26 protein-coding genes and 1 tRNA gene are annotated in these 23128 nt (G+C 63.0%); 13 read left to right on the forward strand and 14 right to left on the reverse strand.

Going from position 1 to position 23128, the window contains the following annotated elements:
* The first annotated feature begins 20 nt into the window (after positions 1 to 20).
* The 3 genes from SVXhr_RS06590 (at position 21) to surE (ending at position 3061) form a co-directional block, all read left to right on the forward strand.
* Positions 21 to 782, forward strand: coding sequence for a prephenate dehydrogenase/arogenate dehydrogenase family protein (locus tag SVXhr_RS06590; RefSeq protein WP_275740566.1), 762 nt, complete (start codon positions 21 to 23; stop codon positions 780 to 782).
* Positions 775 to 2193 (forward strand): methyltransferase domain-containing protein, encoded by a 1419-nt coding sequence (locus SVXhr_RS06595; RefSeq protein ID WP_275740568.1) that lies wholly within the window; start codon positions 775 to 777, stop codon positions 2191 to 2193. The genes SVXhr_RS06590 and SVXhr_RS06595 overlap by 8 nt, the downstream gene beginning before the upstream one ends.
* 67 nt (positions 2194 to 2260) lie before the next feature.
* Positions 2261 to 3061 carry a 5'/3'-nucleotidase SurE gene (surE, locus tag SVXhr_RS06600; protein ID WP_275740570.1) on the forward strand — a complete coding sequence of 267 codons (801 nt, stop codon included), beginning with the start codon at positions 2261 to 2263 and terminating at the stop codon, positions 3059 to 3061.
* A 20-nt stretch (positions 3062 to 3081) separates the two neighbouring features.
* Here the strand turns inward: surE and SVXhr_RS06605 are convergent, their stop codons facing one another.
* The 3 genes from SVXhr_RS06605 to SVXhr_RS06615 form a co-directional block, all read right to left on the reverse strand.
* On the reverse strand, positions 3082 to 3255 hold the full coding sequence (locus SVXhr_RS06605) for a DUF5786 family protein (RefSeq protein ID WP_275740572.1): 174 nt from the start codon (positions 3253 to 3255) through the stop codon (positions 3082 to 3084).
* Between the two features lie 65 nt (positions 3256 to 3320).
* Entirely contained in the window at positions 3321 to 4154 is an 834-nt protein-coding gene (locus tag SVXhr_RS06610) for an HD domain-containing protein (RefSeq protein ID WP_275740574.1), read from the reverse strand.
* Between the two features lie 47 nt (positions 4155 to 4201).
* Complete coding sequence (locus SVXhr_RS06615; protein WP_275740576.1) at positions 4202 to 4678, reverse strand: redoxin domain-containing protein; 477 nt, start codon at positions 4676 to 4678, stop codon at positions 4202 to 4204.
* Between the two features lie 140 nt (positions 4679 to 4818).
* Here SVXhr_RS06615 and tatA point away from each other — a divergent pair, with 140 nt between their 5' ends.
* From tatA to SVXhr_RS06630, 3 genes are all read left to right on the forward strand, one after another.
* Positions 4819 to 5103, forward strand: coding sequence for a twin-arginine translocase TatA/TatE family subunit (gene tatA, locus SVXhr_RS06620; RefSeq protein WP_275740577.1), 285 nt, complete (start codon positions 4819 to 4821; stop codon positions 5101 to 5103).
* Positions 5104 to 5176: 73 nt separating this feature from the next.
* Positions 5177 to 5249 (forward strand) — tRNA-Arg (locus SVXhr_RS06625).
* A gap of 304 nt (positions 5250 to 5553) precedes the next feature.
* The gene (locus SVXhr_RS06630; protein WP_275740579.1) at positions 5554 to 7086 is read left to right on the forward strand and encodes a cryptochrome/photolyase family protein; all 1533 of its coding nucleotides are present in this window, start codon (positions 5554 to 5556) and stop codon (positions 7084 to 7086) included.
* 21 nt (positions 7087 to 7107) lie between these two features.
* On the opposite strand, the gene SVXhr_RS06635 is transcribed toward SVXhr_RS06630, so the two are convergent.
* Together SVXhr_RS06635 and SVXhr_RS06640 are read right to left on the reverse strand one after the other, a co-directional pair.
* Positions 7108 to 8142, reverse strand: a complete 1035-nt coding sequence (locus SVXhr_RS06635) for a sulfite exporter TauE/SafE family protein (RefSeq protein WP_275740581.1) — start codon at positions 8140 to 8142, stop codon at positions 7108 to 7110.
* 3 nt (positions 8143 to 8145) lie between these two features.
* Positions 8146 to 8295, reverse strand: a complete 150-nt coding sequence (locus tag SVXhr_RS06640) for a hypothetical protein (RefSeq protein ID WP_275740583.1) — start codon at positions 8293 to 8295, stop codon at positions 8146 to 8148.
* Between the two features lie 386 nt (positions 8296 to 8681).
* Here SVXhr_RS06640 and SVXhr_RS06645 point away from each other — a divergent pair, with 386 nt between their 5' ends.
* Together SVXhr_RS06645 and SVXhr_RS06650 are read left to right on the forward strand one after the other, a co-directional pair.
* The gene (locus SVXhr_RS06645) at positions 8682 to 9521 is read left to right on the forward strand and encodes a universal stress protein (RefSeq protein ID WP_275740585.1); all 840 of its coding nucleotides are present in this window, start codon (positions 8682 to 8684) and stop codon (positions 9519 to 9521) included.
* Positions 9522 to 9587: 66 nt separating this feature from the next.
* Positions 9588 to 11561, forward strand: a complete 1974-nt coding sequence (locus SVXhr_RS06650) for a PAS domain S-box protein (RefSeq protein ID WP_275740587.1) — start codon at positions 9588 to 9590, stop codon at positions 11559 to 11561.
* Positions 11562 to 11574: 13 nt separating this feature from the next.
* Here SVXhr_RS06650 and SVXhr_RS06655 read toward each other — a convergent pair whose 3' ends face one another.
* The 7 genes from SVXhr_RS06655 to SVXhr_RS06685 form a co-directional block, all read right to left on the reverse strand.
* The gene (locus SVXhr_RS06655; protein ID WP_012795325.1) at positions 11575 to 12747 is read right to left on the reverse strand and encodes an inorganic phosphate transporter; all 1173 of its coding nucleotides are present in this window, start codon (positions 12745 to 12747) and stop codon (positions 11575 to 11577) included.
* 21 nt (positions 12748 to 12768) lie between these two features.
* The gene (locus tag SVXhr_RS06660) at positions 12769 to 13218 is read right to left on the reverse strand and encodes a YeeE/YedE family protein (RefSeq protein WP_275740591.1); all 450 of its coding nucleotides are present in this window, start codon (positions 13216 to 13218) and stop codon (positions 12769 to 12771) included.
* A complete protein-coding gene (locus SVXhr_RS06665) occupies positions 13218 to 13709 on the reverse strand; it encodes a YeeE/YedE thiosulfate transporter family protein (RefSeq protein ID WP_275740593.1) in 492 nt (163 codons plus the stop codon). Before SVXhr_RS06665 ends, SVXhr_RS06660 begins: the two co-directional genes overlap by 1 nt.
* 9 nt (positions 13710 to 13718) lie before the next feature.
* Positions 13719 to 14912, reverse strand: coding sequence for an MBL fold metallo-hydrolase (locus SVXhr_RS06670; protein WP_275740595.1), 1194 nt, complete (start codon positions 14910 to 14912; stop codon positions 13719 to 13721).
* A 304-nt stretch (positions 14913 to 15216) separates the two neighbouring features.
* Positions 15217 to 15564, reverse strand: a complete 348-nt coding sequence (rpl12p, locus tag SVXhr_RS06675; RefSeq protein WP_275740597.1) for a 50S ribosomal protein P1 — start codon at positions 15562 to 15564, stop codon at positions 15217 to 15219.
* A 15-nt stretch (positions 15565 to 15579) separates the two neighbouring features.
* On the reverse strand, positions 15580 to 16635 hold the full coding sequence (locus SVXhr_RS06680) for a 50S ribosomal protein L10 (RefSeq protein ID WP_275740599.1): 1056 nt from the start codon (positions 16633 to 16635) through the stop codon (positions 15580 to 15582).
* Positions 16636 to 17274 (reverse strand): 50S ribosomal protein L1, encoded by a 639-nt coding sequence (locus SVXhr_RS06685; protein ID WP_275740601.1) that lies wholly within the window; start codon positions 17272 to 17274, stop codon positions 16636 to 16638.
* 207 nt (positions 17275 to 17481) lie between these two features.
* On the opposite strand from SVXhr_RS06685, the gene SVXhr_RS06690 reads away from it, so the two are divergent.
* The gene (locus SVXhr_RS06690) at positions 17482 to 19251 is read left to right on the forward strand and encodes a sensor histidine kinase (RefSeq protein ID WP_275740603.1); all 1770 of its coding nucleotides are present in this window, start codon (positions 17482 to 17484) and stop codon (positions 19249 to 19251) included.
* 136 nt (positions 19252 to 19387) lie between these two features.
* On the opposite strand, the gene SVXhr_RS06695 is transcribed toward SVXhr_RS06690, so the two are convergent.
* Together SVXhr_RS06695 and SVXhr_RS06700 are read right to left on the reverse strand one after the other, a co-directional pair.
* Positions 19388 to 19876, reverse strand: coding sequence for a 50S ribosomal protein L11 (locus SVXhr_RS06695; RefSeq protein WP_275740605.1), 489 nt, complete (start codon positions 19874 to 19876; stop codon positions 19388 to 19390).
* Positions 19877 to 19964: 88 nt separating this feature from the next.
* Positions 19965 to 20165, reverse strand: coding sequence for a hypothetical protein (locus tag SVXhr_RS06700; RefSeq protein ID WP_275740607.1), 201 nt, complete (start codon positions 20163 to 20165; stop codon positions 19965 to 19967).
* A gap of 116 nt (positions 20166 to 20281) precedes the next feature.
* Between SVXhr_RS06700 and SVXhr_RS06705 the strand changes: the two genes are divergently transcribed.
* From SVXhr_RS06705 to SVXhr_RS06720, 4 genes are all read left to right on the forward strand, one after another.
* Positions 20282 to 21394 carry a GTP-binding protein gene (locus SVXhr_RS06705; protein ID WP_275740609.1) on the forward strand — a complete coding sequence of 371 codons (1113 nt, stop codon included), beginning with the start codon at positions 20282 to 20284 and terminating at the stop codon, positions 21392 to 21394.
* A gap of 9 nt (positions 21395 to 21403) precedes the next feature.
* Positions 21404 to 21853, forward strand: a complete 450-nt coding sequence (locus SVXhr_RS06710; protein WP_275740611.1) for a TIGR04206 family protein — start codon at positions 21404 to 21406, stop codon at positions 21851 to 21853.
* 67 nt (positions 21854 to 21920) lie between these two features.
* The gene (locus tag SVXhr_RS06715; protein WP_275740613.1) at positions 21921 to 22724 is read left to right on the forward strand and encodes a VOC family protein; all 804 of its coding nucleotides are present in this window, start codon (positions 21921 to 21923) and stop codon (positions 22722 to 22724) included.
* A gap of 127 nt (positions 22725 to 22851) precedes the next feature.
* Complete coding sequence (locus SVXhr_RS06720; protein ID WP_275740615.1) at positions 22852 to 23091, forward strand: hypothetical protein; 240 nt, start codon at positions 22852 to 22854, stop codon at positions 23089 to 23091.
* Positions 23092 to 23128: the final 37 nt, after the last annotated feature.

Below are 23128 nucleotides of genomic sequence, written 5' to 3' on the forward strand. Positions count from 1 at the left end.
TCCCGGAGTATCGAAGTGGCATGAACGTACTCGTCGTCGGGGCCGGGGAAATGGGCCAATGGTTTGCCCGGACTCTCGACGAACACGCCGCTGCTTCACTGGATTTTGCGTTCGCCGACACCGATTCGGCGGTGGCCCGGACCGCGACAGCGACCGTCGGCGGCCGAGCCGTCTCTCCGGACACCACAGAACGCTTCGACCTGGTCTGTGTCGCCGTGCCGATGCCGGTGACCGTCGACGCGATCGAAACGTACGCTTCGAACGCGAAACGGGCGATCTGTGACGTGGCAGGGATCATGGCCGACCCCGTCGCGGCGATGACTGACCACGCCCCGGACTGTGAACGCGTCAGTTTTCACCCGCTCTTTGCCCCGGCGAACGCCCCCGGAAACGTGCCGCTGGTGGCTGACGAATCGGGTCCCGTCACGGACCAGGTTCGTGACGCCCTGGCGGCGGCCGGCAACGACCTCTTCGAGACGACCTCCGAAGAACACGACGCGGCGATGGAGACTGTCCAGGCCAGGACACACGCCGCGATCCTGGCGTTCGGTCTGGCTGGCGAATCGGTCCCGGATCGATTCCAGACGCCGATCTCAGCCGGGCTGTTCGACCTGCTCGAAACCGTCACTGGCGGCGAGGCGCGCGTCTACGCCGACATTCAGGCCGCCTTCGAGGGGAGCGAGGACGTGGCGGCGGCGGCCGAGCGGCTCGCCGACGCCGACGACGAAACGTTCGAAGCACTGTACCGAGCGGCTCGACCGGACGAGGGCACCGATGAGTGACGACCAGCGGGACGCGATCCTCGACAGCGTCCGGTACCTTCGGAACGTCCGGCCGATCGATCCCGACGAAATTCAGGAGTACGTGGCCCAACGACCCCATCCGGGCGTCGTCAAACAGACAATTCGGGAGTCCGCCGTCGAACTCGGCCTGCGCGAGCGGGATGATGGCACCTTCGTGCCGGCTTCCGAGGGACCGCTCGACGCAACTGTCGACCAGGTCGAGGCGTTCCCGGAGCGGTACGCCCGGGTGCTCGAGAATCTGCTGGTCGGGGAGTTCGGGGCCGGCTGGCCGGATGGGGAATCCGGTGAGCAACTCCGCTCGCGAATCCGATCCATCAAGGAGTCGTATCTCCAGGGAGCCGACGTCGCATACGACCGGGTGACCGCGCTTGCGTACGGGATCTATCACCTCCCCGATTACTACGCCGTCGGGCAATACGCGCTGGAGCCATTGCTTGCCGCCGACCGCTTGTCGACACAGCTCCGGGTGCTTGATGTCGGGGCCGGCGTCGGCGGTCCGGGACTGGGGATCATAGATCTCGTGTGTGAGGGCGGCGGAATCGTCGACTACCATGCCGTCGAGCCCAGCGACGCCGCCGATGTCCTCTCGGAGCTGCTGGATGAAACTGGACGAAACGCACACACGACCATCCACCGCGAGCACGCCGAGGATTTCGATCCGGCCGGCACGTTTGATCTGATCATCTTTTCGAACGTCCTCGACGAACTCGATTCCCCGGCGGCCGTCCTCCGAACGTACGCCGACGCGCTCGAATCCGACGGATCGATCCTGGGACTTTCGCCTGCTGATAAGCGAACGGCGACCGGCCTTCGGACGATCGAGCGAGCCGTCGAGGACACCTACACGATTTACGCGCCGACAGTGCGCCTCTGGCCCGACGAGACGCCCGCCGGGAAGTGCTGGTCGTTCGATCGCAAGCCCGATCTGGCGGTGCCGCCGTTCCAAGAGCGGCTTGAGGACGCCTGCGACGATCCCGACCATGACGACGGCGAGTTCGAGAACGCCGATGTCCAGTACGCATACTCGATCCTCCGGAAAGACGACGCGACGGCGATCGAGTACACGCCGGATGCATCACGCGTCATGAAAATGGCCGACGCCGACGGGTATGTCACCGACCGGGTCGACGTCGTCGGGATCAAGCTCAGTCCGGATCTACGCTCGGGTCCCGACGCCAATCCGCTCTTTCTCGTGGGCGACGGCAGCGAGGGGACCGACCACTTCGCCGTCCTGACCCGGGAGTCGACGCTCAATCGCGATCTGGTCGCGAGTCAGTACGGCGACTTGCTCTCCTTCGAAAACACGCTGGCACTCTGGAACGACGACGAAGGGGCGTACAATCTGGTCGTCGACGCCGAAACAGTCGTCGACAGCGTGCCAGTTCCCTGAACGGCGGACGGCTCCGCGCTGGCACCCCGCGAGGAAGGTTTTTGCGCCCGCCGACCCGAGTACGCCCATGAACGACGAGCCGACGATCCTGCTGACGAACGACGACGGCATCGACAGCGTCGGTCTGGGGGCGCTGTACGAGGCGCTCTCCGCTGTCGGTGACGTAACTGCCGTCGCACCAGCCGACGACCGGAGTGCAGTCGGTCGGTCGATATCCACGAACGTCGGCGTGACTGAACACGAACTCGGCTACGCTATCGACGGCACGCCGGCGGACTGTGTCGTTGCCGGGATGGAAGTCCTCCTCGACGACGTCGACATCGTCGTCGCCGGCTGTAACGACGGCGCGAACCTGGGGGCGTACGTTCTGGGTCGGTCTGGGACAGTGAGTGCAGCCGTCGAAGCGACGTTCTTCGAGGTTCCCGCCATCGCCGTCTCGATGTACGTCCCCGTCCGGGACGACGACAAGTGGGACCCACTCACGGACGAACCGGAGTCCTACGCGAACGCGACTCGCGCCACCCGGTATCTCCTCGAGCATGCGTTGGAATCGGACGTCTTCGAGGAGGCCGACTACCTCAACGTCAACGCACCGCTGGCCGTCGACGGCGAGGCGACGGCCCCCATGGAGATTACGACGCCCTCACGGGTCTACGAGATGGGGGCCCTCAAAAACGGCGACGAGATCGAACTCCACGATCGCATCTGGGAGTGGATGGCAGAGGGCACCATTCCGGATCCTGATGGGACCGACCGCCGGGCCGTCATCGAGGATCGCGTCAGCGTCTCGCCGCTGACGGCACCACACACGACGGAGCATCACGAGACACTCGACGAACTCGCGGACGAATACGAGAGAAGAGGATAGAGAACAGCCTGTAGCCGCTTTCAGTCTTTCATGTCCTGGAGTTTGTCCAGGAGTTCGTCCTGTGAGGCGTCCGCTTCGAAGCTCACGTCCCCATCGTGGTCGGTCGCATCGACGTCGACGCTCTCGCTGTCGTCAATGTCCGAGCCACTGGCCTGATTCTCCTGTTCGGATTCATCGTAGCTTCCGAAGCCCATAACAATGGGATAGAGGGGGTCGACCCTCTAAAGCGGTCCGGTGTTGGATTCGGCGTGTGGCTCTTTCACAATTCGATGCGCTCGACGATCCGGTCGGTATCCTCGCGGGTGTTGATGGCCACGATCCGGAGGAACTCCTCGAGACCGGAGTTGTGGAGTTTCGATTTCAGGAGGTTATCGACCTGGTAAACGCCCGCGGCGTTGGTCATCTCGATTTCGACGAGGACGGGGACTCCGTCGCCGGTCCGGAGGTGGACTGCCTCGATCGCCTGGCTGGAGACGGTGTTGATCCCGCGGCCACCGTGTTCGTACGGAATCCGTGACCGGCCACTTTCCATGTCCAGCGCATCAGCCACCCGCACGACGCCGGCTTCGAGTGTCAGTGGTTCCTCCGCGGTGTCGTGACAGAGGATCGCATGAAGGACTTCACTCTTGACTCGGACCGCTTCGGCGATGTCGTAAAACGGCAACTCAGACAGAATACGGTCCAGTAGGTCCGCTGCCAGCGGAATCGAGTAGTAGGGATGGTCGTCCCGGTGGACAACGTGGCCGATGTCGTGTAGCGTCGCGGCCAGAGCGACGATGACGGGTTCGTCAGCCTCCGCAAGTCCCTGTTCGCGTGCGCCGTTGAACGTCACACCGCCTGCTTTCAATAGGTCGTACAGGCATAGCGCTCGGTTCCGGACGATCGTGATGTGTTTTTCGCCGTGGTCGTTGTACTGCTTGCGCGTCACGGGATTGACGTTCTGTGCCGATAAGTACGCCTGGATTTCGGCATCCGTCGTGACGTATTCCAGAACCTCCGTGAGCCGTTCGTCGGGGAACGTATGTTCCGCCTCCGGATCGTAGATTCGACCTGCGCTTTCAGCTTCACTGCCGGCATCTGACGCGTTGCTCATAGAGGCTACAGCGGCCGGGTCGAGAAAAATCGGTCGGCTGTGCGGCGTCAGGCTGCGTCGGCTGCGGCTTCGAGTACCTCGTCGTAGTCCGGCTCGACGCCGGGGTCGTCGCTGACCCACGCGTAGGTGACTTCGCCGTCCGCGTTGAGGACGAACACCGAGCGCTTGGCGACATCGTAGACGCCGAGGTCGTCGAAGTCCATCGTGAGATCATAGGCGTCGACGATCTCTTTCTCGGCGTCGCTGATCAGATCGAAGGGCAGTTCGAGTTTGTCACGAAACTCGTTGAGCGCGAACGGCGAGTCGACGCTGATGCCGTACAGCGTCGCGCCGGCTTCCTCAACCTCCTGGATGCGGTCGCGGAACGCGGTCATCTCGTGGCTGCAGACGCTCGTGAACGCGCCCGGGAAGAACGCGAGCACGAGCGGGGCTTCGTCGAGATGTTCCGAGAGGGTGAACGAATCGACATCGCCGTTTGCGAGTGGTGCGGTGAAGTCCGGTGCAGAGTCGCCTTCTGATACCATTGCGCTCCATGCTACGGGTGAGTCCCGCAAAGGTGTACCGCTCTCGACAACCCTGACCGCTGGTCGACCCCGGGCGCGTTCTAACGAGGGGGCGACTAGCAAAAAGACTATAATAGACAGTAGGTAAGAATCAAGTAGCGATGTTCGAAACAACAATCCTGCAAGTACCCGGCATTCCCGGCGGGGCGGAGGTACTCCTCCTCCTATTGCTCGCCGTTCTCCTGTTCGGGGCAAACAAGATTCCAAAGCTTGCCCGGTCGAGTGGCCAGGCCATCGGCGAGTTCCAGAAAGGACGTGAACAGGTCGAGCAAGAACTCGAAGAGATCCAAAGTGGCAGTTCCCTAGACGACGAATCGTCCGACGATGCTGGCGTGACGTCGGCTGACGCTGACGCCGACTCCGAAACCAGCACGAGCACCAACTGAGCGGTTTGGCGCGCGTCGAATCGCACGCCACAAACCCAACAGTTTTTCTTTGGCCTCACCCCATTTTCCGGTAGGACGCGTGGCCTAGGGGACAGGGCGAGAGGTTCCTAACCTCTCGATCGCGGGTTCGAATCCCGCCGCGTCCGTTCTCCGGCGAACGATAGTGAGCCGTAAGAACGACACTGGCGGGATTCGAAGTAAAGAAGACGCGCACAGCGAAGCGAGCACGTCTTCGTGTGGTTCGAATCCCGCCGCGTCCGTCGCGGTTCCTCGCGTCCGCTCGTCACACACGACGGACGCGGCGTAGTTCGCAAACGCTTCGCGTTTGCTCACTCCCGCCGCGTCCGTTCTCCGGTGAGCGATAATGGGTCCGGGTCGGCCTGACCGAAACGTGCCTTTACACATCATCGGTACGAACAGTGCATTCATGCGTTTCGGGAGGTCGAACCCGTGACCGTCTGGGTGCTTGGCGATCAACTCACTCGCGAACACGGCCCCGTCGCCGAACGGCCGGCCGAGCCAGTCTTGCTGATCGAAGCCCACGCCTTCGCCGAGCGCCTCCCGTACCACCCCCAGAAGCTCACGCTCGTGTTTAGCGCGATGCGTCATTTCCGTGACGCGCTCCGGGACGCGGGTCGAGATGTCCACTATCACCAGGTCGAGACGTTTGGCGACGGCCTCGACGCCCACTTCGACGACACCCCCGGCGACGACCTGACGATGATGTGTCCGGCAGGCGGCGACGCAGACAGGCTCCGGTCTCTCGTCGAGGAACGCGGGGGATCCCTCGAAATCGTCGAGAACTCCCTGTTTTGCTGTTCGCGGAAACTGTTCGACGACTGGGCAGCCGATCGTACAGGCGACAACTACCGCCACGAGGACTTCTACCGACACATGCGCCGGGAGACCGGGTATTTGATGGACGACGACGAACCCGTGGGTGGCGAGTGGAACTACGACGAGGACAACCGCGAGACGCCGCCCGACGACTGGACGCCACCCACGGCACCCGCATTCGATCTCGACGAGATAACTCGCGACGTGGATTCGTGGGTGGCCAACCGCTTCGACGGCAGCTACGATGAAGCGCCCTACGGCGGCTCGTGGGCCGATCCGGAGCCGTTTCGATGGCCGGTGACGCGTCAGCAGGCACTCGAAGCGCTCGCGGACTTCTGTGAGCACCGCCTCGCGGAGTTCGGTCCGTATCAGGATGCAATGCGACGCGAGTCGTGGGCGATGAGCCACTCGTTGCTCTCGACCAGCCTGAATCTCGGGTTGGTTCACCCTCGCGAGGTTATAGAGCGGGCGATCGACACTTACGAGCGCGGCGAGGCACCGCTCAATAGCGTCGAGGGGCTCGTCCGGCAGGTACTTGGCTGGCGGGAGTTCGTCCGGCACGTCTATCGACGGGAGCGCGACGAGTTGGGAACCGCAAATCAGTTGAATGCGACCGAACCACTCCCCACGTTTTTCTGGACCGGCGAAACCGACATGGCGTGTCTCGCCGACGTGATCGACGGGGTTCGCCGTCGCGGGTATTCACACCATATTGAGCGCCTGATGATCCTCTCGAACTTCGCGACGACGTTCGGAATCGACCCCCAGGCACTCAATCGCTGGTTCCACGCCGCCTACGTCGACGCCTTTCACTGGGTGACGACGCCCAACGTCGTCGGGATGGGTACGTTCGCTAGCGATGTCCTCTCGACGAAACCCTACGCGGCCTCAAGCAACTACGTCGATCGGATGAGTGACTACTGCGGTGATTGTCCGTATTATAAGACGAAAACGACTGGCGAGAACGCGTGTCCGTTCAACGCACTCTACTGGGACTTTCTGGGGCGCAACGAGGATCGCTTCCGGTCGAACCACCGGATGGGACTGGTCTACAGCCACTGGGACGACAAGGACGATCAGGAACGCGACGCCATTCGCGACCGGGCCGCGTCGATTCGACAGCAAGCGCGCACTGGCGATCTATGACAAGATGGCGGCCCGCTGGAGTCAGTCCGCCGGTGCCACGTCAGCCGATTCGGGGTCTTCCCGAAGCGCGCTGACGGCACTGTAGATGACGGCACTCCCGACCGCGAGCGCGGCGAGCATGATGAGCCCGAAGCTCACGACCTGGAGGGCGTCGATCCCGGTGGCGTTGCCGACCTGGCGGAGCGCGACCGCGATCGAGCCCCCGACGAGCATCAGCCCGAAGTAGATCTTGATCTCACTTTCGTCGACCAGGCTGGTGGCTGTCGACCCGATTCGAGCGCCGAGCGCGCTCCCCGCCAAGAGCGGCGCGACGATCGAGAGGTCGACGCCGCCCTCCAGTCCGTAGAGGAACGAGCCCAGCCCGCCCGAGAAGACGATCTCGAAGAGGTCGGTCCCGACGGCGATCGGGACGGGCACGCCGATCAGGTAGAACATGGCTGGCATCCGGATGAAGCCACCGCCGACCCCCAGGAATCCTGAGAGCAGCCCGGTCGCGAAGGCGACGCCGAGTACCATCCACAGCGAGACCTTGATGCCGCCGCCGATTGTCATCATCGGCGGGACAGTGTAGGATTGGATCTTCTTCGCGATGTCCGGAATGTCGTCCGGATCGATCTCCGCGTCAGCGTCGTGGTGGTCGTCGCTGCTCTCCTCGCCTTCTTTGAGCGCGTTCCGGGTGACGAACAGTCCGACTCCACCCAGCAGGACGACGTACGTGACGCCGACGATGAGGCCGGCCAGTCCCTGATCCTGGAGGAAATAGAGGCCGATCCGACCGACTTCGATGCCAGCAGTCGTCCCGACGATCATCAGCCCCCCGAGTTTGTAGTCGACCTGGCCGAGATCACGGTGCTTCAGCGTCGCGATGACGGCTGTCCCGAAGACGAAGGCCATGCCGCTCCCGACCGCGGTTGTGGTCTCGAAGCCCATGATCATCAGGGCGGGCGTCACGAGGAAGGAACCCCCCATCCCAAAGAATCCGAACAGCACGCCGACCATGAAACCGAAACCGACGAACAGCACCAGCATGCTCGCGGCGAGTCCGAACAGTTCCATGGGTTAGCGTGTACGAATGTGTTCGACGATCGGTTCCGCGACGACACTCGACAGTGCGCCATATCCCAGATAGAGGACCACCGCCTCGAGTAAGACTGCGCCCACGAGCGCGCCGGCCTGCAGCATCTGGGCTCCCGACCCGAGCCCGATCATGCGTCTCCCCTCGCCACCAGCGGCAGTTGTGTGCGGATCATGGTTTGTCGTTCAATACTCTCTACTCCATGGGTGGATAAAACGCTTTTGAACTGATTGCACAATATTACAAACGCGTATCCGCCACGTAACCGACGGAGATATCTCTCGAAGTTATGCGAATATACTGCCCCGACGCACCGGTCCGCCCCCAAAGCGAACTCGAAATTCGACCGAGGCCGTCAATACCGGATATTTTCACTGGTTCCTCGATCCAAGGTACCCCATGACCGTGCCGGGCTATCCGGCCCGTGGGGCCTCAGTTGTTCGGGAGTGGACACACACCGGCACCACGTAGTATTGAATGATCGAAGCAATATTATACTCCCCGTGCCCAACTGATTGATATGAAGGCCGTCTACGCGACAGACCTCTCGGAAGCGAGCGAAGCCACGATCGCCAACGAGACCTGTCTCGCTTGTCTCGACCGGATCGGCATCGAGGAGTTCCACCTCGTGACGGTCGTGCCGTCGAACGTCCACTCGGGCATGCCTGGAATGAACTTCGAGAAGCGCCGACAGCGTGCGCTCGATCGCTATCGGAAACCCTTCGAAGATGCCGGCTTCGGCGTCGAAACCCACGTGGTCCGTGGGACGCCACATCGTCGTATCAACGGGATCGCGGAGTCAGTCGGTGCGAGCCTCTCGATCGTCGGCTCGCGGGGATCGAGTCCGCTGGAGAACCGTTTGATCGGCTCGACGGCCCGCAATCTCGCCCGGACGTCGGTGACACCGCTGCTCGTCAACCGGATCCAGCGGGCGACCGAAGATCCGGCCGTGCTCGAAGACCATCTCTTCGAACGGATGCTGTACGCGACGGACTTTTCGGAGAACGCCCAGGAGGCCTTCGAGGCGTTCTCGTACCTGCGGCACGCGACGAAGGAGGCCACGCTCGTCCACGTCCGGACGCCCGCCGATCCGGATCTGGATGCCGCCCCTCGCGAGCAACTCGACGAACTGGCCGACCAACTCGCGGAGTGGGACATCGAGACGCGGATTGCGGTTCGGGATGGCGACCCAGTCGAGGAGATCCTCGCCGCCGAAGGGGAATACGACCCGACGACGACGCTGGTCGGCTCGCGCGGCCACAGTCGGCTCCGGCGACTCCTGCTCGGGAGCGTCTCCGAGGATGTCGTGGCAAAGGCAGACGGCAACGTGTTGGTCGTGCCGCCAAAGCGCGTGGCCTGACGGGCCGGCTAGCAGCCCTCTCGGCGTCGTCGAACTGTTTAACTTCGGGCGGCAGGTGAACCTGATATGGTCGAGACGATCCGCGTCCTCCTCGTTGCGGGCAGCGTGGACGCGGAAACCGCGCCGGCGACAGCTCTCGAACGTGTTGCCGATCGACTCGCCGTCGAGAGTGTGCCGGACGCCGATGCTGGAGTGGACGCTCTCGCCGCTTCCGGGTACCATTGTGTCGTCGCCAGCGACGACATCCCTGACACGACCGGAATCGAGTTCTTCGAGGCCGTCCGGGCGGACCATCCAGATCTCCCGTTCGTTTTGATCACTGATGTGGACTCCCCGGCCGCCGCCAGCGAGGCGATTTCCGCGGGCGTGACGGACTACGTGCGGCGGCCCGATGGGCCGGACGCCTACAGCGAACTTGCAACGCGGATCGTCACCGCCGTCGAGCAGCGTCGACAACGACCAGCGGGCGATTCCCCACCTTCGCTCTCCACGGCTGCGGGCGGCGCGCGTCTGGCAGAACTCGAGCGCACGGAGGCCCGCTTCGAGGCGCTGACCGGGCAGACGACGCTTGGCGTCCTGACTATCGACGAGGATAGCATTATTCAGTATGCGAACGATGCGATCACAGAATTGTTCGGCTATACGCCAGGGGAACTGGTCGGCGAGTCACTCCATACCATTATGCCCGAACGGTTTCACGACGAGCATACGGCGGCGATCTCTCGGTATCTCGAAGCCGGCCAGCGCCAACTCGACTGGGACTGGATCGAACTGCCGGGTCGCCATCGCGACGGGACGGAAATCCCGCTGGGCATCTCCTTTGGCGAGACGACGATCGACGGCGACCATCGCTTTACCGGGATTGTCCGTGATATCTCCGAACGGAAGGAACAGGAGCGCCAGCGCGAGGCGACGGTCGATCTGCTCCAGGAGCTCTACGAGATCACGGCCGACACCGACCGGTCGTTCGAACAGAAGGTAACCCGATTGCTCGAACTGGGGTGTGAACATTTGGATCTCGCGTATGGCTTTCTCTCCCAGATCAAACCGGGACCGAACGGTGATTTGGAGTCCGGAACACAGCGGATCGTCTATGCACACGGTGATCACGCGCTCCTCCAACCTGGAGAGACGTGTCCGCTCTCCGAGGCATACTGTCGCAAAACGATACAGGCCGACGATTTACTCGTGATCGCTGACGCCGTCGAAGCCGGATGGGAAAGCGATCCAGCCTACGAGGTGTTCGAACTGGGTAGTTACGTTGGTGGCAAAGTCGTTGCGAACGGTGAACTGTATGGCACGTTTTGTTTTGCCTCGAGTGAGCCGCGCGAGCAACCGTTCACCGACGCCGAGCAGACCATCGTTCGATTGATGAGCAAGTGGGTTGGTTATGAACTCGAACACGGCCTGGTCACCACTGAACTCGAACGCCAGAACGAGCGCGTCGACGAGTTCGCCAGCGTCCTGGCCCACGACCTGCGAAACCCGTTAAACGTGGCGGTGGGACGTCTCGACCTGCTCCGGACGGAGTGTAACAGCGACCAGCTGGACGATGTCGCGGACGCCCTCGATCGGATGGACGCGCTGATCGACGATGTCCTGACGCTTGCACAGGGCGGCCAGACCGTCACCGAGACGGGAGCCGTTGAGCTATCGACGATCGCCGCGGAGTCCTGGGAGACCGTCAAGACGGAGGGAGCGACGCTTCGAACGGAGGGGAACGTAACTCTGCAGGCCGAACGGAGCCGGCTCCGACAGCTCCTTGAGAACCTCTTCCGCAATTCGATCGACCACGTCGGCGAGGACGTGACTATCACCGTCGGGGATGTCGAGAACGGGTTTTTCGTCGCGGACGACGGGCCGGGCATCCCAGAGGAGGAGCGCGTGGATGTCTTCGAGAGCGGTTTCACGACCGCCGAGGACGGCACCGGGTTCGGCCTCGCGATCGTCCGGGAGATCGTCCAGGCCCACGACTGGACGATCACGGTCACTGAGAGCGAGTCCGGCGGTGCCCGTTTCGAGATCATGACCGGGACGTGACCGGCCGCCTGGGTCATCTCGCCACGAACAGTGTCGCGACACCGTATCCGAGTCCCAGCGCCACCGCGAGCGAGCCGATCCACGCGAGGACGGTCACCACGAGTTTTCGGCGGCTGACGTCGGCTCCGCCGACGGCCAGGCCGCTGCCAACGATGCCGCTGACGATGATCTCGTTGAACGAGACCGGAACACCGAGCAGGACAGCGATTTGGGCGATCAAAAAGGAGGGGACGAGCGTCGCGATCGAGCGCCGTGGACCCAGCGAGGCGTACTCCTGGGAGAGGGCGGTGATCATCCGGGGCGCGCCGGTCCAGGACCCGACGAGCATGCCGAACCCGCCGCCCAGCAGGATGGCGAACGTCGGGACCATCGACTGCCCCTCGAACAGGGGAACCAGCGGCCCGACGGCCAGGCCGACCTGACTCGCGCCGGCCGAGAACGCCACGAGCGAGCCGAGCGCGAGCAGGAATCGCCGGAGTCCGCCGGTCAGGTCGCGGGCAATATCCCATCGGACGACGAGTGCACTCGCGACGGCGGCGAGCGCCGTGACGAGCGGGACAGAGAGGCTGCGACCGGCTGGCATCACGCGCCCGCCCGCAGTCGCGATCGTCCCGCCGACACTGCCGAGGAAGGCGAACTCCAGATTGACGACCACTGCGCCGACGAGCGCGGCCAGGATGGGCACGCTCACGTCTTCGGGCACGTCCGGACGTGGGAGCGTCCGTGCGATCCCGAAGGCGACCGCCCCGCCGCCGATCGGCGTCAGGACCCACAGCGCGCCAATTTCCCCATATTTCGCCCAGGCCGGATCGCCCCCCATCGCGAGGCCGACGCCGATCACCGCCCCGGTCACGGTGAAGGCGGTCGCGATCGGATAGCCGGTCTTGATCCCGATCGCCATCAGCCCTGCTCCGATCAACAGGACTGCGATGACGCCCGTCGGCGGGAGGCTGACGCCCTTGATAAGTCCACTGCCGACGGCCTCGGAGACGTTGCCGCCCTGGGTCACCGCGCCGAGAAATCCGAGGACGCCAACGACGAGGGCCGCCCGGAGTGTCGAGATGGCGTTGGCACCCACGGCGGGCGCAAAGGGTGTCGCGCCGCTCGAGCCGGCCCCGATCACCCAGGCCATACCGAGACTCGAGACGGTCGCGACGCCGAACAGCGCTATCGTGGCAGGTTCCATGGAAAAGACGAAGCGAAACAGTCAGTTCGTTCGTGATCGCCAGACGCCCTGGAGGTACGCGCCGATGAACATCCCGGCGATCGCGATCAGGATCGGCCAGTTGCCGATCCCGACGCTCGCGTAGGCCGAGCCCGGACAGACGCCGGAGATACCCCAACCCACGCCGAAGATGGCCCCGCCGACCAGGACGTTCCGGTCGAAGGACTTCAGTCGACGGCCGTAGGTGTCGCCGGTCAGCGGCGCACGCTCGCGAAGCCGTGGAAGCACCGCGAAGGCGAGTCCGGAGACGACCGCCGCGCCGAACATCACGAACAGCAGGCCGAGGTCGGTTAGCTGGAGGAAATCCAGGACGACCTCGGGCCGGGCCATCTGACTCGCAGCGAGGCCGAATCCGAAGAGGAGGCCCCCGACCAGAATCACGGGCATGAACAGCGGATGCCGACCGCCGTCGGGTCCGTTCGCGCCCGTCATCAGGGGCTCACCCCCAGCGCCATGACGACCTGGGCCGTCGCGATCGCGACCCCCAGGAAGGTGATCACGCCGATCAGCGATGTCTTCGAGCGCGAGCCGATCCCGCAGACGCCGTGACCGGAGGTACAGCCCTTGCCGATGCGTGTGCCGATCCCGACGAGGATCCCGCCGGCCAGGAGCCGCCAGGGCTGGACGTCCGTCGTCCAGACTTCGCCCTGCCAGATGAGGGCGTAGACGGCTGCCCCGAGGACGATCCCCACGGTGAAGACGATCCGCCAGTCACGCGTGGCGCGGTACTGCTGGAAGCGCGATCGATCCGAGACGAACGTCAGCGTCGATTCGAGGAACGTGCTCGCGCCGGGGGCGATGGCCGTGGCTGCGTAGATGACGGCTGTCCCGAGACCGACGAACAGCCCGCCGATGGCGTAGCGGGCGATTCCTTCGGGGAACAGCGTCTCGAACAGCGACAGGACGATCGGGTCCGGGAACATGTGCGTCGATCAGTCCCCGGCGAGTGAATCCTGGCTGGCCGCACAGTTGTTCGGACCGAGTTCCAGCGTGAACGCTTCCTCGTCGTCGATCTGTTTACGGCCCAGATTCGTTTCGATGATGTCCACGTAGTTGGCCGGCCGGGGCGGCATGTCCGCGAGGATCAACTCCACGAAGTCAGCTCGGTCCATCGAGAGGGCGTCCATCTCCGTACGAAGGTCACCAAGCGGCGCGGTGTAGGTGCCGTCGGCGGCCGGTTCCGCGGCATCACTGGTGTGCCCGCCGGCGATCAGCACGTCGTCGTCGAGCGTCAAGATCCTGTCTTGCAATGTCTCGTAGAGTTGCCGAGCGGCGTCCTCGGCACCATCATCGCCAGCTTCCAGGTCCGGCCGGGCGACGCTTTCGACGAACAGGCCGTCCCCGGTCGCGAGCAGCGCGTCCCCCACGAGGTAGGAGGTCATCCCGGTCGTGTGGCCCGGCGTGTGAATCGCCTCGATCTCGATGTCGCCGACGGTGAAGACATCGCCGTCTTCGGCGGCAGTCAAACGGTCTGCGTCTTCGACGCCGCGGTCGATCGCCGCCGCTGGCAGGACTGCCTCGACCCCCGCGTCTGCGAGCGCACGGATCCCGGAGACGTGGTCTGCGTGGACGTGGGTATCCAGTGCGTAGACGAGATCCGCATCGTGGTCCTCGGCGTCGTCGAGATACCGATCAGTGAACGCACGGAGCGGATCGATCACTGCGGCCTCGTCGCCGTCGACGACGAGATAGCCCAGACAGCCACTGGACGGTCGTTGATACTGAACGACCGTTCCAGGGCCGTCGTAACCCTCGACTTCGACGGCCTCGTAGATCTCCGCCCAGCCGTTCATCCCCTTGGCGACGTTTTCGGCGTCGTAGCCACGCGCTTTCAATACGCCCGCGATGTACTCGCTGGCCTCCCCCTTCGCACACACGACCGTAACCGTTCGATCGTCGGGGATCGAGTCAAAGACGTCGCCGCTGATATCGTCGTCGAGGAACTCGTAGTACGGCACGTTGATTGTCTCGACTGAGTCCCCGTCGATATGCCACTCCTCGTACTCGCTGCCCATTCGAACGTCGAGGATCGTGACTGCCTCCCCGGCATCGATCCGGGATTTGAGGGTCTCCGGGGTGATCGTCTCCGCTGTCTCCGCCGGTGTCGGGAAGTCGACGTCAGCCATGTATCGATTCTGTGTATCACCCGAATCCACATAAGCGTTCCCATAGTATTGCTAATAATCCACAATTGTAACCGGTATTCGATATTCTATATCTGTCCGTCAACGCTCCATTTCGGATATTCGTAAGGGGTCAATCCCATATATTTGGGTCTTTTATACAATCTCAGTCTTGGCCGGGCTGTATCGGATCAAATAGTATTGCAACCTTTAAGCAATATTGCTGTCGCCGCTCAGCCGAACGGAATGCTGTAACTCGACGGGCAAGCAGATCGCATAAAAAGGACCGAAACTGCGGTGGTCAGTCTTAGCCGAAGAGTTCGCCGAGGCCCTCACCGCTGGCGTCGTCGTCCTCGTCGTCGCCGGCTTCTTCTTCTTCCTCAGCTGCGTCCGCTTCGTCGGCTTCGTCAGCTTCGTCGTCGGCCTCGTCGCTGGCTTCGACGTCACCGCCGGCCGAGCCACCCGTTGCTGCGGGGACGGCGGCGGCCTCTTCGACGGCCTCGTCGATGTCGACGTCCTCGAGTGCGGCCACGAGGGCCTTCACGCGGGACTCCTCGACGTCGACACCGGCTGCGTCGAGTACGTTCGTCAGGTTGTCTTCGTTGATCTCTTCGCCCGTCTCGTTCAGGATGAGTGCTGCGTAAACGTATTCCATTGTTGTCCTCCGTTGTTATCCGAACATCTCGCCGAGTGCGTCGCCACCGTCGTCGCCGTCATCATCGTCATCGTCGGCTGCGTCCTCGGCTTCGTCAGTGGTATCCTCGGCGTCGCTGTCTTCCGATTGCTCGTCTGCCTGTTCCGCTGTGGCTGTCTCAGATGCAGTGTCGACCTCGACGCCCTGTAGTTCTTCGGGCAGGGCCTCGTCGTCGTCGATCTGGGTCACGAGTGCGCGTACCTGTCCGTCGGCCTTGCTCACGAGGTCGTCCGCGAGGTCCGGACTCTCGATGGATGCCTGGACGCCGAGGCTCTTTGCCTCGCCGCGGGCCTTCTGGAGCAGTGCCGGCCCGGTCTCGGCCGTCGGGTAGACGGCGTTGACCGAGAGATTTCGTGCACGCGAGGCCGCGGCCTGGACGTCGCTGCGGTACTCCTCGACGTCGAGTTCGAGATCCTCTGGTTCGAAGAGCACGCCCTCTGCATAGACCGCACGCAGGTCGAGCCCGACCTCTTTGGGCTCGATGCCGAGTTCGGCCAGGACGTTCGCCAGATCAGCCGAGACTTCCCCGCCGGCCTCGAGGACGGTCGAGTCCTCGAGCACCTGGATCGAACCTTCCTGAATGCGTGCGTTCGCACCCACGGTCTGGAGTTCACCGACGAACGGCCCGGGATCGATCCCGGTATCGCCCTCGGTGATCACGATATCGTTGGGTGCGATCTCGCCGGCGTTGATCGGGGCCGAGGTCTTCGAGGCCTCGAGCTGCTGATAGAGGCTGAAGGGGTTGTCGTTGGTCCCGATGAGACCGACGTGGCCCGAGACGAACTCGACGAGTTGTTCGAGGCCATTGTCGACATCCGCCAGCGCTCGCTCGACGAGCGTGTTCCGGCTGACGCGCAGCTCCGCGGTGCCGTAGAGATTCCGGCGCATGTCCTGAAGCTGCTGGCTCGGAATGCCCGTAATGTCGACGATACCGACGCTGTCGTAGCGTTCGAGCATCCCGACGATGTCGTCGATCTCTTCGCGTTTCCACTCGGGGATGTGCTCGGTCTTGCGCTCGGATTCGGCGCTCATTTAGGCCACCTCCACGGCCGGCCCCATGGTCGTTTTCACGTACACCGTATCGAGATTCAGCGGTCCCTTTTCGAGATCGGCATGCAACCGCCGGAGGATCACGTCGACGTTGTCGGCGATCTCCTCGGCGTCCATGTCCTCCGCGCCGACCCGCGTGTGGAAGGTCCGCCGGTCACCACTCCGCACCTGCACGGTGTTTTTCATCCGTTCGACGACTTCGACGACGTCGTCGTCCGGCTGGAGCGGTTCGGGCATCTTCCCGCGCGGACCGAGAATCGTCCCGAGGTATCGACCGATGTCCTGCATCAGCGCGGCTTCCGCCACGAAGAAGTCGGTCTCCTCGGCGAGATCCTTCGCCGCATCCTCGTCGTCGCCCAGGTCTTCGAGATCGTCACCCTCGAGGACGTCGTCGGCGACGTCCTCTGCCCGGAGTGCGGTCTCGCCGTCGGCGAAGACCACGATCGTCGTTTCCTGGCCGGTCCCGGATGGGAGTACGATACTCTCGTCGATACGGTTCGACGGATCGTCAAGGTCGATGTCGCGCAGATTGACAGCAAGGTCCACCGTCTCACGGAAGTTCCGGTCGGGTGACTCGCTGAGTGCACGAGTTACTGCGTTCTCTATGTCCTGATCTGCCATTGTTCACCTCCGTAGTACGCCCGTTGGGCTTCTACGGGTCAGTGAAACAGGCACTTGCCTGTCTCCTTTGAAACGACGCCAAAGCGACACTTAAACCCGTCGAACCATCGCTCGGCTCGATCCCGGATCGCCCGGACATGTCGGCTGCCTATCCGTACTCGCTGGATTTACGTCACCACACACCAATCTGGAGGCAGACGCACACAGATGCGCCTCCGGACAACCCTCATCAGCGTCTTGGTTCTCATTGCGCTGGTGCTGTCCGGAACTATTTATGTTGGATTCACATTACATAAAAATGACGTTCGTGTACAGGAACAACAGGCAGTCGAACAGACAGCGACAGTCGTCGCGGATCGAATCGACACCTGGTTCGAGGCGACGACGGAAACTGTCAAACTCTGGACGGCGAACCTGAACGTCAGTACTGGCGCGCCCAGCCAGCAACCGGCACTCGAAACGTTTCTCAATCGGACAGCGTTCGACAGTGCTGGTGTCTACACCGCAGATGGATCGCTCGTCTCACTCGCCGGTTCGAACTTGTCCTCCGCGGAGCGAGCGGCACTCGTCAATGTCAACTACTCCGAGAAGCCGTTCATGCAACCGCCACTCTCCGGGAGGACCTACGTCGGTGACGTCGATCGAACCCTGTCCGGGGCGTACGTCGTCCGGGTCGCAGCCCCAATTCGGGACGACGACGGGACTGTGAGGGGGGTCTTCTCCGGGAATTTCGAGATCGGGCCGACCTCACTGTTCGGGAACATTACCGGGATTAGCCAGCGTAACGAGTTTGTCAGTATCGCCGCCGGTGACCAGTTGCTCTACAGGGGGTCCCGATCGATGAACGGCACAATTTCGGCCACTGCGACTGCCTCTCGGACCGGATGGATCGTCACTGCCCACCGGCCGGAATCGATCATCGCCGATCAACTCCAGGTGGCGACGGCGATGCAGTTCGGCGGTGTCCTCGTCGCATTACTCTCGATCGCGGTCGTCGGCGTCTGGGTGTCACGAACGACGTTCGACCGTATTCAGGAACTTCACGATGCACTCCACGCGCTTGAATCGGGTCAATATCGAACGGATCTCGATCTGGGCTCGATCACGGAGTGGCAGCAGATCAGCGATCGGTTCAATACGGTCTCGGGGATGCTCGAGCAGCGCGATTCACAACTGCGCGTGTTGAATCGCGTGCTTCGCCATAACCTCCGCAACGACATGAACGTCGTTACCTCCCATGCCGAGCGCATTCTCGCTGAGGAGGAGGTTTCCGACGCCGTTGAAGCAGATATTGAGAAGATCCATTCGACAGCTCACCGACTGATCAACACGAGCGATCACGCCCGGACGCTCTATGACGACCTGTTGGCCAAGCCCAAACAGGCCGTTGGCCCGGTAGATGTCAACTCGATCGTCGAGGAACGAACGGCGGATCTGGCCATGCAGTTTCCCGAAGCCACGATCGAAACGGACTTGCCATCGGACGCCTGGGCGCTCGATTCGGCAACGCTACCGATCGTTGTCGAGGAAATCGCCCGGAATGCGCTCATCCACAACGACCTTTCGCCCTCGGATCGACGTGTCTCCATCTCTGTGCGCCATCCGCAGTTGGCGCGTGACGCGGTCGACGCCAGCCGAGAGATCCGAATCGACGTCGAAGACAACGGCCCCGGCATCCCCATGGTCGAGGAAGCGCTGTTGACCAACCAACTCGAAGAAACGTCGATCGATCACGGCAGCGGTCTGGGCGTCTGGCTGGTCAACTGGCTCGTCGACCAGATCGGCGGGACTGTCTCCGTCCACACTGGCGTCGATCGCGGGACCACAGTCTCGATCCACGTTCCTGCTGCCGAGGAATCGCCGGAAGCTGACGGAGCTGCAGACACAAATGGTCGAGGCGTAAACGGTTCTGCCCACGGTGAGGATAGTACTCCCGACGGTTTCAGTGACCCTGAAGACACGAACGAGGAATCTTAGCGCGTTCCCTTTCGCACTGGGGCCGACTGTCACTGGAAGAGGAGCGACGGGTCACTGCACTCCTGGCACGCGCTACTGTCCGTTTTGATATCGCGAGAAACACGTGAGCGCCGATCGCTCGATCGCTTCGGCGTCGTTACGCTTCGGCGGCGTCAACCAGGACCCCGTCGTACTCGCCGTCGTCGATCTTGGCGGCGACCTCGCGGGGGTCGTCGCCTTCGATCGTGACGCCAAGCGTGACGCAGGTCCCGATGATCTCCTTTGCGGCCTGCTTGAGTTCGTAGGCAAGCAGGTCGGGGTGTTTCTGTTCGGCGATGGTCTTGACCTGTTCGATCGAGAGGTCGGCGACGAAGTTCTCCTGGGGTTCGCCGCTGCCGGTCTCGAACCCGGCTTCGTCTTTGATGAGTGCCGCGGTCGGCGGGACGCCCACGTCGATCGTGAATGCCCCGTCGTCCTCGTACTCGACCGTTACCGGTACTTCCGTGCCATCGAACGCCTCAGTCTGATCGTTGATCTCCTGAACGACGGCCTGCACGTCGACAGGGGTCGGCCCGAGCTCGGGACCGAGCGGCGGACCAGGGTCGACCTGTCCACCAGCAACGAGTACTTCAATCGTACCAGCCATACACGTTTGTCCGTGGGCGTGGATTTAAGAATTGTTTTTCCGTCCGGAGTCTCCCCGCCGCTTCGATCGCTGGTCACTCCCGGAAAAATCACTCGACTGCGACGCCGTTTCGGGTCAAAAACGCGCTCGCCTGCTTGATCTCGACGGGGCTGCCGATGATGCGAACCTGTGACTGCTCACGATGGATCGTGACGGTGAACCGATCGGCGAGATCCTCGGAGAGTCCCTCGATGGCGTCGGCTGGGAGCAGGATCTGCGTGCTGTCCCGGAGGCGAGACGCAGTTGACATCGAATGATCTGTCGGTCTGCCGTCGTATGAGTGTATCGAAGTCATCCCCTGGAGTCACGACGCATCAGCGACGCGGACGGAAGCGTTTTTGAGTCGGGACAGCCGACAGTCGGGTAATGGGGCTGCAAGCGGAGATCGAGGAACTCGAGGAGGAGATAGCATCCACGCCCTACAACAAGTCCACAGAGGAGCATATCGGCCGGCTGAAGGCGAAACTCGCCGAAAAGAAAGAGGAGTTCGAGAAGCGCCAGTCGAGTTCGGGCGGCGGCGAGGGCTACGCCGTCGAGAAGACCGGCGACGCGACAGTCGCGCTGGTCGGGTTCCCGAGCGTCGGCAAGTCCACGCTCATCAACGCGCTGACCAACGCCGACAGCGACGTCGGCTCCTACGATTTCACCACGCTCGACGTCAATCCCGGCATGCTCCAGTACAACGGCGCGAACATCCAGTTGCTCGACGTCCCGGGACTCATCGAGGGCGCGGCCGGCGGTCGCGGCGACGGCAAGGCCGTCCTCTCGGTCGTCCGGACGGCCGATCTCGTCCTCTTTGTCCTCTCGGCCTTCGAGATCCAGCAGTACGACCGCCTCCGGGAGGAGCTCTATAAGAACAAAGTCCGGCTGGACGTCGACCCGCCGCGGGTTAGCGTCCGCAAGAAACACAAAGATGGGATCACGGTCAACGCTTCCGTCGACCTCGATCTCGACGAATTGACCATCAAGAGTGTCCTCCGGGAGCACGACTTCGTCAACGCCGACGTGACTATCGGCGAGCAGGTCGATATCGACCGCCTGATCGACGGTGTGATGGACAACCGCGAGTATCTCCCCTCGATCGTCGCCGTCAACAAGACGGACCTTATCGATCCCAGCTACGTCGATACCGTCAAGAGTGACTTGCGCGCAAACGACATCGACCCCGATGACGCTATTTTCATCAGCGCCGAGGAGGAGCGCGGACTCGACAGCCTGACCGAACGCATCTGGGACGAACTTGGCCTGATCCGCATTTACATGGACAAACCCGGTCGGGGTATCGATTACGACGAACCACTCATCCTTACCGAGGGTGATACCGTCGGCGACGCCTGCGAGAAGATCGGCGGCCGCTTCGACGATCGCTTCCGCTTCGCGCGAGTCTCCGGGGAGAGTGCGGCCCACGAGGACCAGCAGGTCGGTCGCGATCACGAACTCGCCGACGAGGACATCCTTCGGCTGGTCATCGATCGGTGATCCAGGTCGATGCCGACGAACGACGGTCCCTGGACCCGTCTGCTTGCCGTTCTCGCTCTGCTGGTGGTCCCCTGGACGGTCTTGCTCAGTGGCGGATACGTGACGCTGGTCATGCCGTGGGGACTGTTCGATCCGTTCGGCCCGTACGTCACGCTCCTGCCCGAGTACCTCACAGCAACCGGCAGCGGGCCGCCGCCGTTTCTCTCCGCCTGGCCGCTCGGCGTCGGGATCTTCGTCCTCGCGATCGGCAGCGTCACCCTGGAACGGTTCGATCGTGGGGATCCACGGGTGACGGCTGGATTGCTCGTGCTCGTCGGCGTGACCCAACTCACCGTTTCCTGGGGATTCTTCCGCCGCGGTGGGTACGTGGTCGTCCCGCTGGGCACCCTCGTCGCCTGGACGATCGTGTGGTGGTTCTACTGGCCCGACCTGCGCGGGATCGTCGCACCGGCGAGATAGCGTTTCGATCCACGACGAACCGACCGCGTCCGGCACGTTTTTCGGCTGTCCGCCCGACAACGCGAACATGGACGGCACGCTCGATCACGTCATGATGCGCGTCGAGGACTTAGAGGAATCGCTCGAGTGGTACACCACCCACTTCGACTACGAGGAGAAGAGCCGCTGGGAAGCCGAGACGTTCACCAACGTCCACCTCGGCCCCGCAGACGTCCACGACGAGGGCGCGACGCTGGAACTGACCTACAACCACGACGGCCGGTCCTACGAGATGGGCGACGCCTGGGGCCACATCGCGGTCCGCGTCGAAGACGTCGAGGAAGCCTACGACGAGTTGATGGACGAGGGCGTCGAGGACTACCGCCCGCCCGAGGAGAACCCGGGCTACGCCTTCGTGACGGACCCCGACGGCCACGAGATCGAGATCGTCGAGCGCGACCACGGCGAAAAGTGGTCGATCGACCACACGATGATCCGCGTCGAAGATATCGAGCAGGCGATCGGGTGGTACACGCGCGCCCTCGAGTACGAGACGTTCCGCCGGAGCGAGCACTCCTCCTTTGCGCTGTACTTCATGAAGCCCGCCGCAGCCGCCGAGGAGGCGATGTCCGTCGAGTTGACCTACAACTACGACGGGCGTTCCTACGAACTGGGTGACGCCTGGGGCCACCTGGCGGTCCGTACGGACGAAGGCACGCTCGAAGACACCTGGGAGACACTCATGCAGCGCGACGCCGCGGACTACCGCGACCCCGAGTCCTGTGACTACAACTACGCGTTCACGAAGGACCCCGACGGCCACGAGATCGAAATAGTGGAACGCGAGGTCGACCGACGGGAGACCTCGGACCGCACGAGCGGGGAGCGGTAGCGACCCGCGAGGCGCGAACGGAGTGAGCGCCTCGGACACAGCGAGCGGGGAGCGGTAGCGACCCGCGAGATCGGGTGACGCGACGAGTTGCCCCACATTTTATGTTCTTATTGTCTGAAAATCACCCATGGAAGACATGCTCGGCGTCCGGCTTTACGCGGCGGTGTACGTCACAGCGGGGATACTCGTGGCCTGGATCGGATCAGTTCTCGGGACCGTCGGGACCGCGAACAGCAGCCTCGATGCGACGCTTGTCGGGTTTGCGACGTGGATCGCGTTCGTTTTCGCCGGGATCGTCATCGCTCTCAAAGGGATCGTCGTGCTGGTCGGGTCCACGATCGAAGAAACAGTACCGAACGCCGGGTGAGAAGCGCACGGATACAGACATGTCCCAACGGCAAGAC

Origin of the sequence: Halorhabdus sp. SVX81 (genome assembly GCF_029207715.1) — an archaeon.
Classification (GTDB): Archaea; Halobacteriota; Halobacteria; order Halobacteriales; family Haloarculaceae; genus Halorhabdus.

Excerpts from the sequence above, each read along its gene's own strand:
- SVXhr_RS06670 (WP_275740595.1), bottom strand. The coding sequence starts at position 14,912 with ATGGCTGACGTCGACTTCCCGACACCGGCGGAGACAGCGGAGACGATC.
- SVXhr_RS06635 (WP_275740581.1), bottom strand. The coding sequence starts at position 8,142 with ATGGAACTGTTCGGACTCGCCGCGAGCATGCTGGTGCTGTTCGTCGGT.
- SVXhr_RS06615 (WP_275740576.1), bottom strand. The coding sequence starts at position 4,678 with ATGGTATCAGAAGGCGACTCTGCACCGGACTTCACCGCACCACTCGCA.
- SVXhr_RS06700 (WP_275740607.1), bottom strand. The coding sequence starts at position 20,165 with ATGTCAACTGCGTCTCGCCTCCGGGACAGCACGCAGATCCTGCTCCCA.
- SVXhr_RS06590 (WP_275740566.1), top strand. The coding sequence starts at position 21 with ATGAACGTACTCGTCGTCGGGGCCGGGGAAATGGGCCAATGGTTTGCC.
- SVXhr_RS06660 (WP_275740591.1), bottom strand. The coding sequence starts at position 13,218 with ATGACGGGCGCGAACGGACCCGACGGCGGTCGGCATCCGCTGTTCATG.
- SVXhr_RS06695 (WP_275740605.1), bottom strand. The coding sequence starts at position 19,876 with ATGGCTGGTACGATTGAAGTACTCGTTGCTGGTGGACAGGTCGACCCT.
- SVXhr_RS06650 (WP_275740587.1), top strand. The coding sequence starts at position 9,588 with ATGGTCGAGACGATCCGCGTCCTCCTCGTTGCGGGCAGCGTGGACGCG.
- SVXhr_RS06720 (WP_275740615.1), top strand. The coding sequence starts at position 22,852 with ATGGAAGACATGCTCGGCGTCCGGCTTTACGCGGCGGTGTACGTCACA.
- tatA (WP_275740577.1), top strand. The coding sequence starts at position 4,819 with ATGTTCGAAACAACAATCCTGCAAGTACCCGGCATTCCCGGCGGGGCG.
- SVXhr_RS06605 (WP_275740572.1), bottom strand. The coding sequence starts at position 3,255 with ATGGGCTTCGGAAGCTACGATGAATCCGAACAGGAGAATCAGGCCAGT.
- SVXhr_RS06645 (WP_275740585.1), top strand. The coding sequence starts at position 8,682 with ATGAAGGCCGTCTACGCGACAGACCTCTCGGAAGCGAGCGAAGCCACG.
- SVXhr_RS06685 (WP_275740601.1), bottom strand. The coding sequence starts at position 17,274 with ATGGCAGATCAGGACATAGAGAACGCAGTAACTCGTGCACTCAGCGAG.
- SVXhr_RS06665 (WP_275740593.1), bottom strand. The coding sequence starts at position 13,709 with ATGTTCCCGGACCCGATCGTCCTGTCGCTGTTCGAGACGCTGTTCCCC.
- SVXhr_RS06610 (WP_275740574.1), bottom strand. The coding sequence starts at position 4,154 with ATGAGCAACGCGTCAGATGCCGGCAGTGAAGCTGAAAGCGCAGGTCGA.
- SVXhr_RS06705 (WP_275740609.1), top strand. The coding sequence starts at position 20,282 with ATGGGGCTGCAAGCGGAGATCGAGGAACTCGAGGAGGAGATAGCATCC.
- surE (WP_275740570.1), top strand. The coding sequence starts at position 2,261 with ATGAACGACGAGCCGACGATCCTGCTGACGAACGACGACGGCATCGAC.
- SVXhr_RS06690 (WP_275740603.1), top strand. The coding sequence starts at position 17,482 with ATGCGCCTCCGGACAACCCTCATCAGCGTCTTGGTTCTCATTGCGCTG.
- SVXhr_RS06710 (WP_275740611.1), top strand. The coding sequence starts at position 21,404 with ATGCCGACGAACGACGGTCCCTGGACCCGTCTGCTTGCCGTTCTCGCT.
- SVXhr_RS06640 (WP_275740583.1), bottom strand. The coding sequence starts at position 8,295 with ATGATCGGGCTCGGGTCGGGAGCCCAGATGCTGCAGGCCGGCGCGCTC.
- SVXhr_RS06595 (WP_275740568.1), top strand. The coding sequence starts at position 775 with ATGAGTGACGACCAGCGGGACGCGATCCTCGACAGCGTCCGGTACCTT.
- SVXhr_RS06715 (WP_275740613.1), top strand. The coding sequence starts at position 21,921 with ATGGACGGCACGCTCGATCACGTCATGATGCGCGTCGAGGACTTAGAG.
- SVXhr_RS06655 (WP_012795325.1), bottom strand. The coding sequence starts at position 12,747 with ATGGAACCTGCCACGATAGCGCTGTTCGGCGTCGCGACCGTCTCGAGT.
- rpl12p (WP_275740597.1), bottom strand. The coding sequence starts at position 15,564 with ATGGAATACGTTTACGCAGCACTCATCCTGAACGAGACGGGCGAAGAG.
- SVXhr_RS06680 (WP_275740599.1), bottom strand. The coding sequence starts at position 16,635 with ATGAGCGCCGAATCCGAGCGCAAGACCGAGCACATCCCCGAGTGGAAA.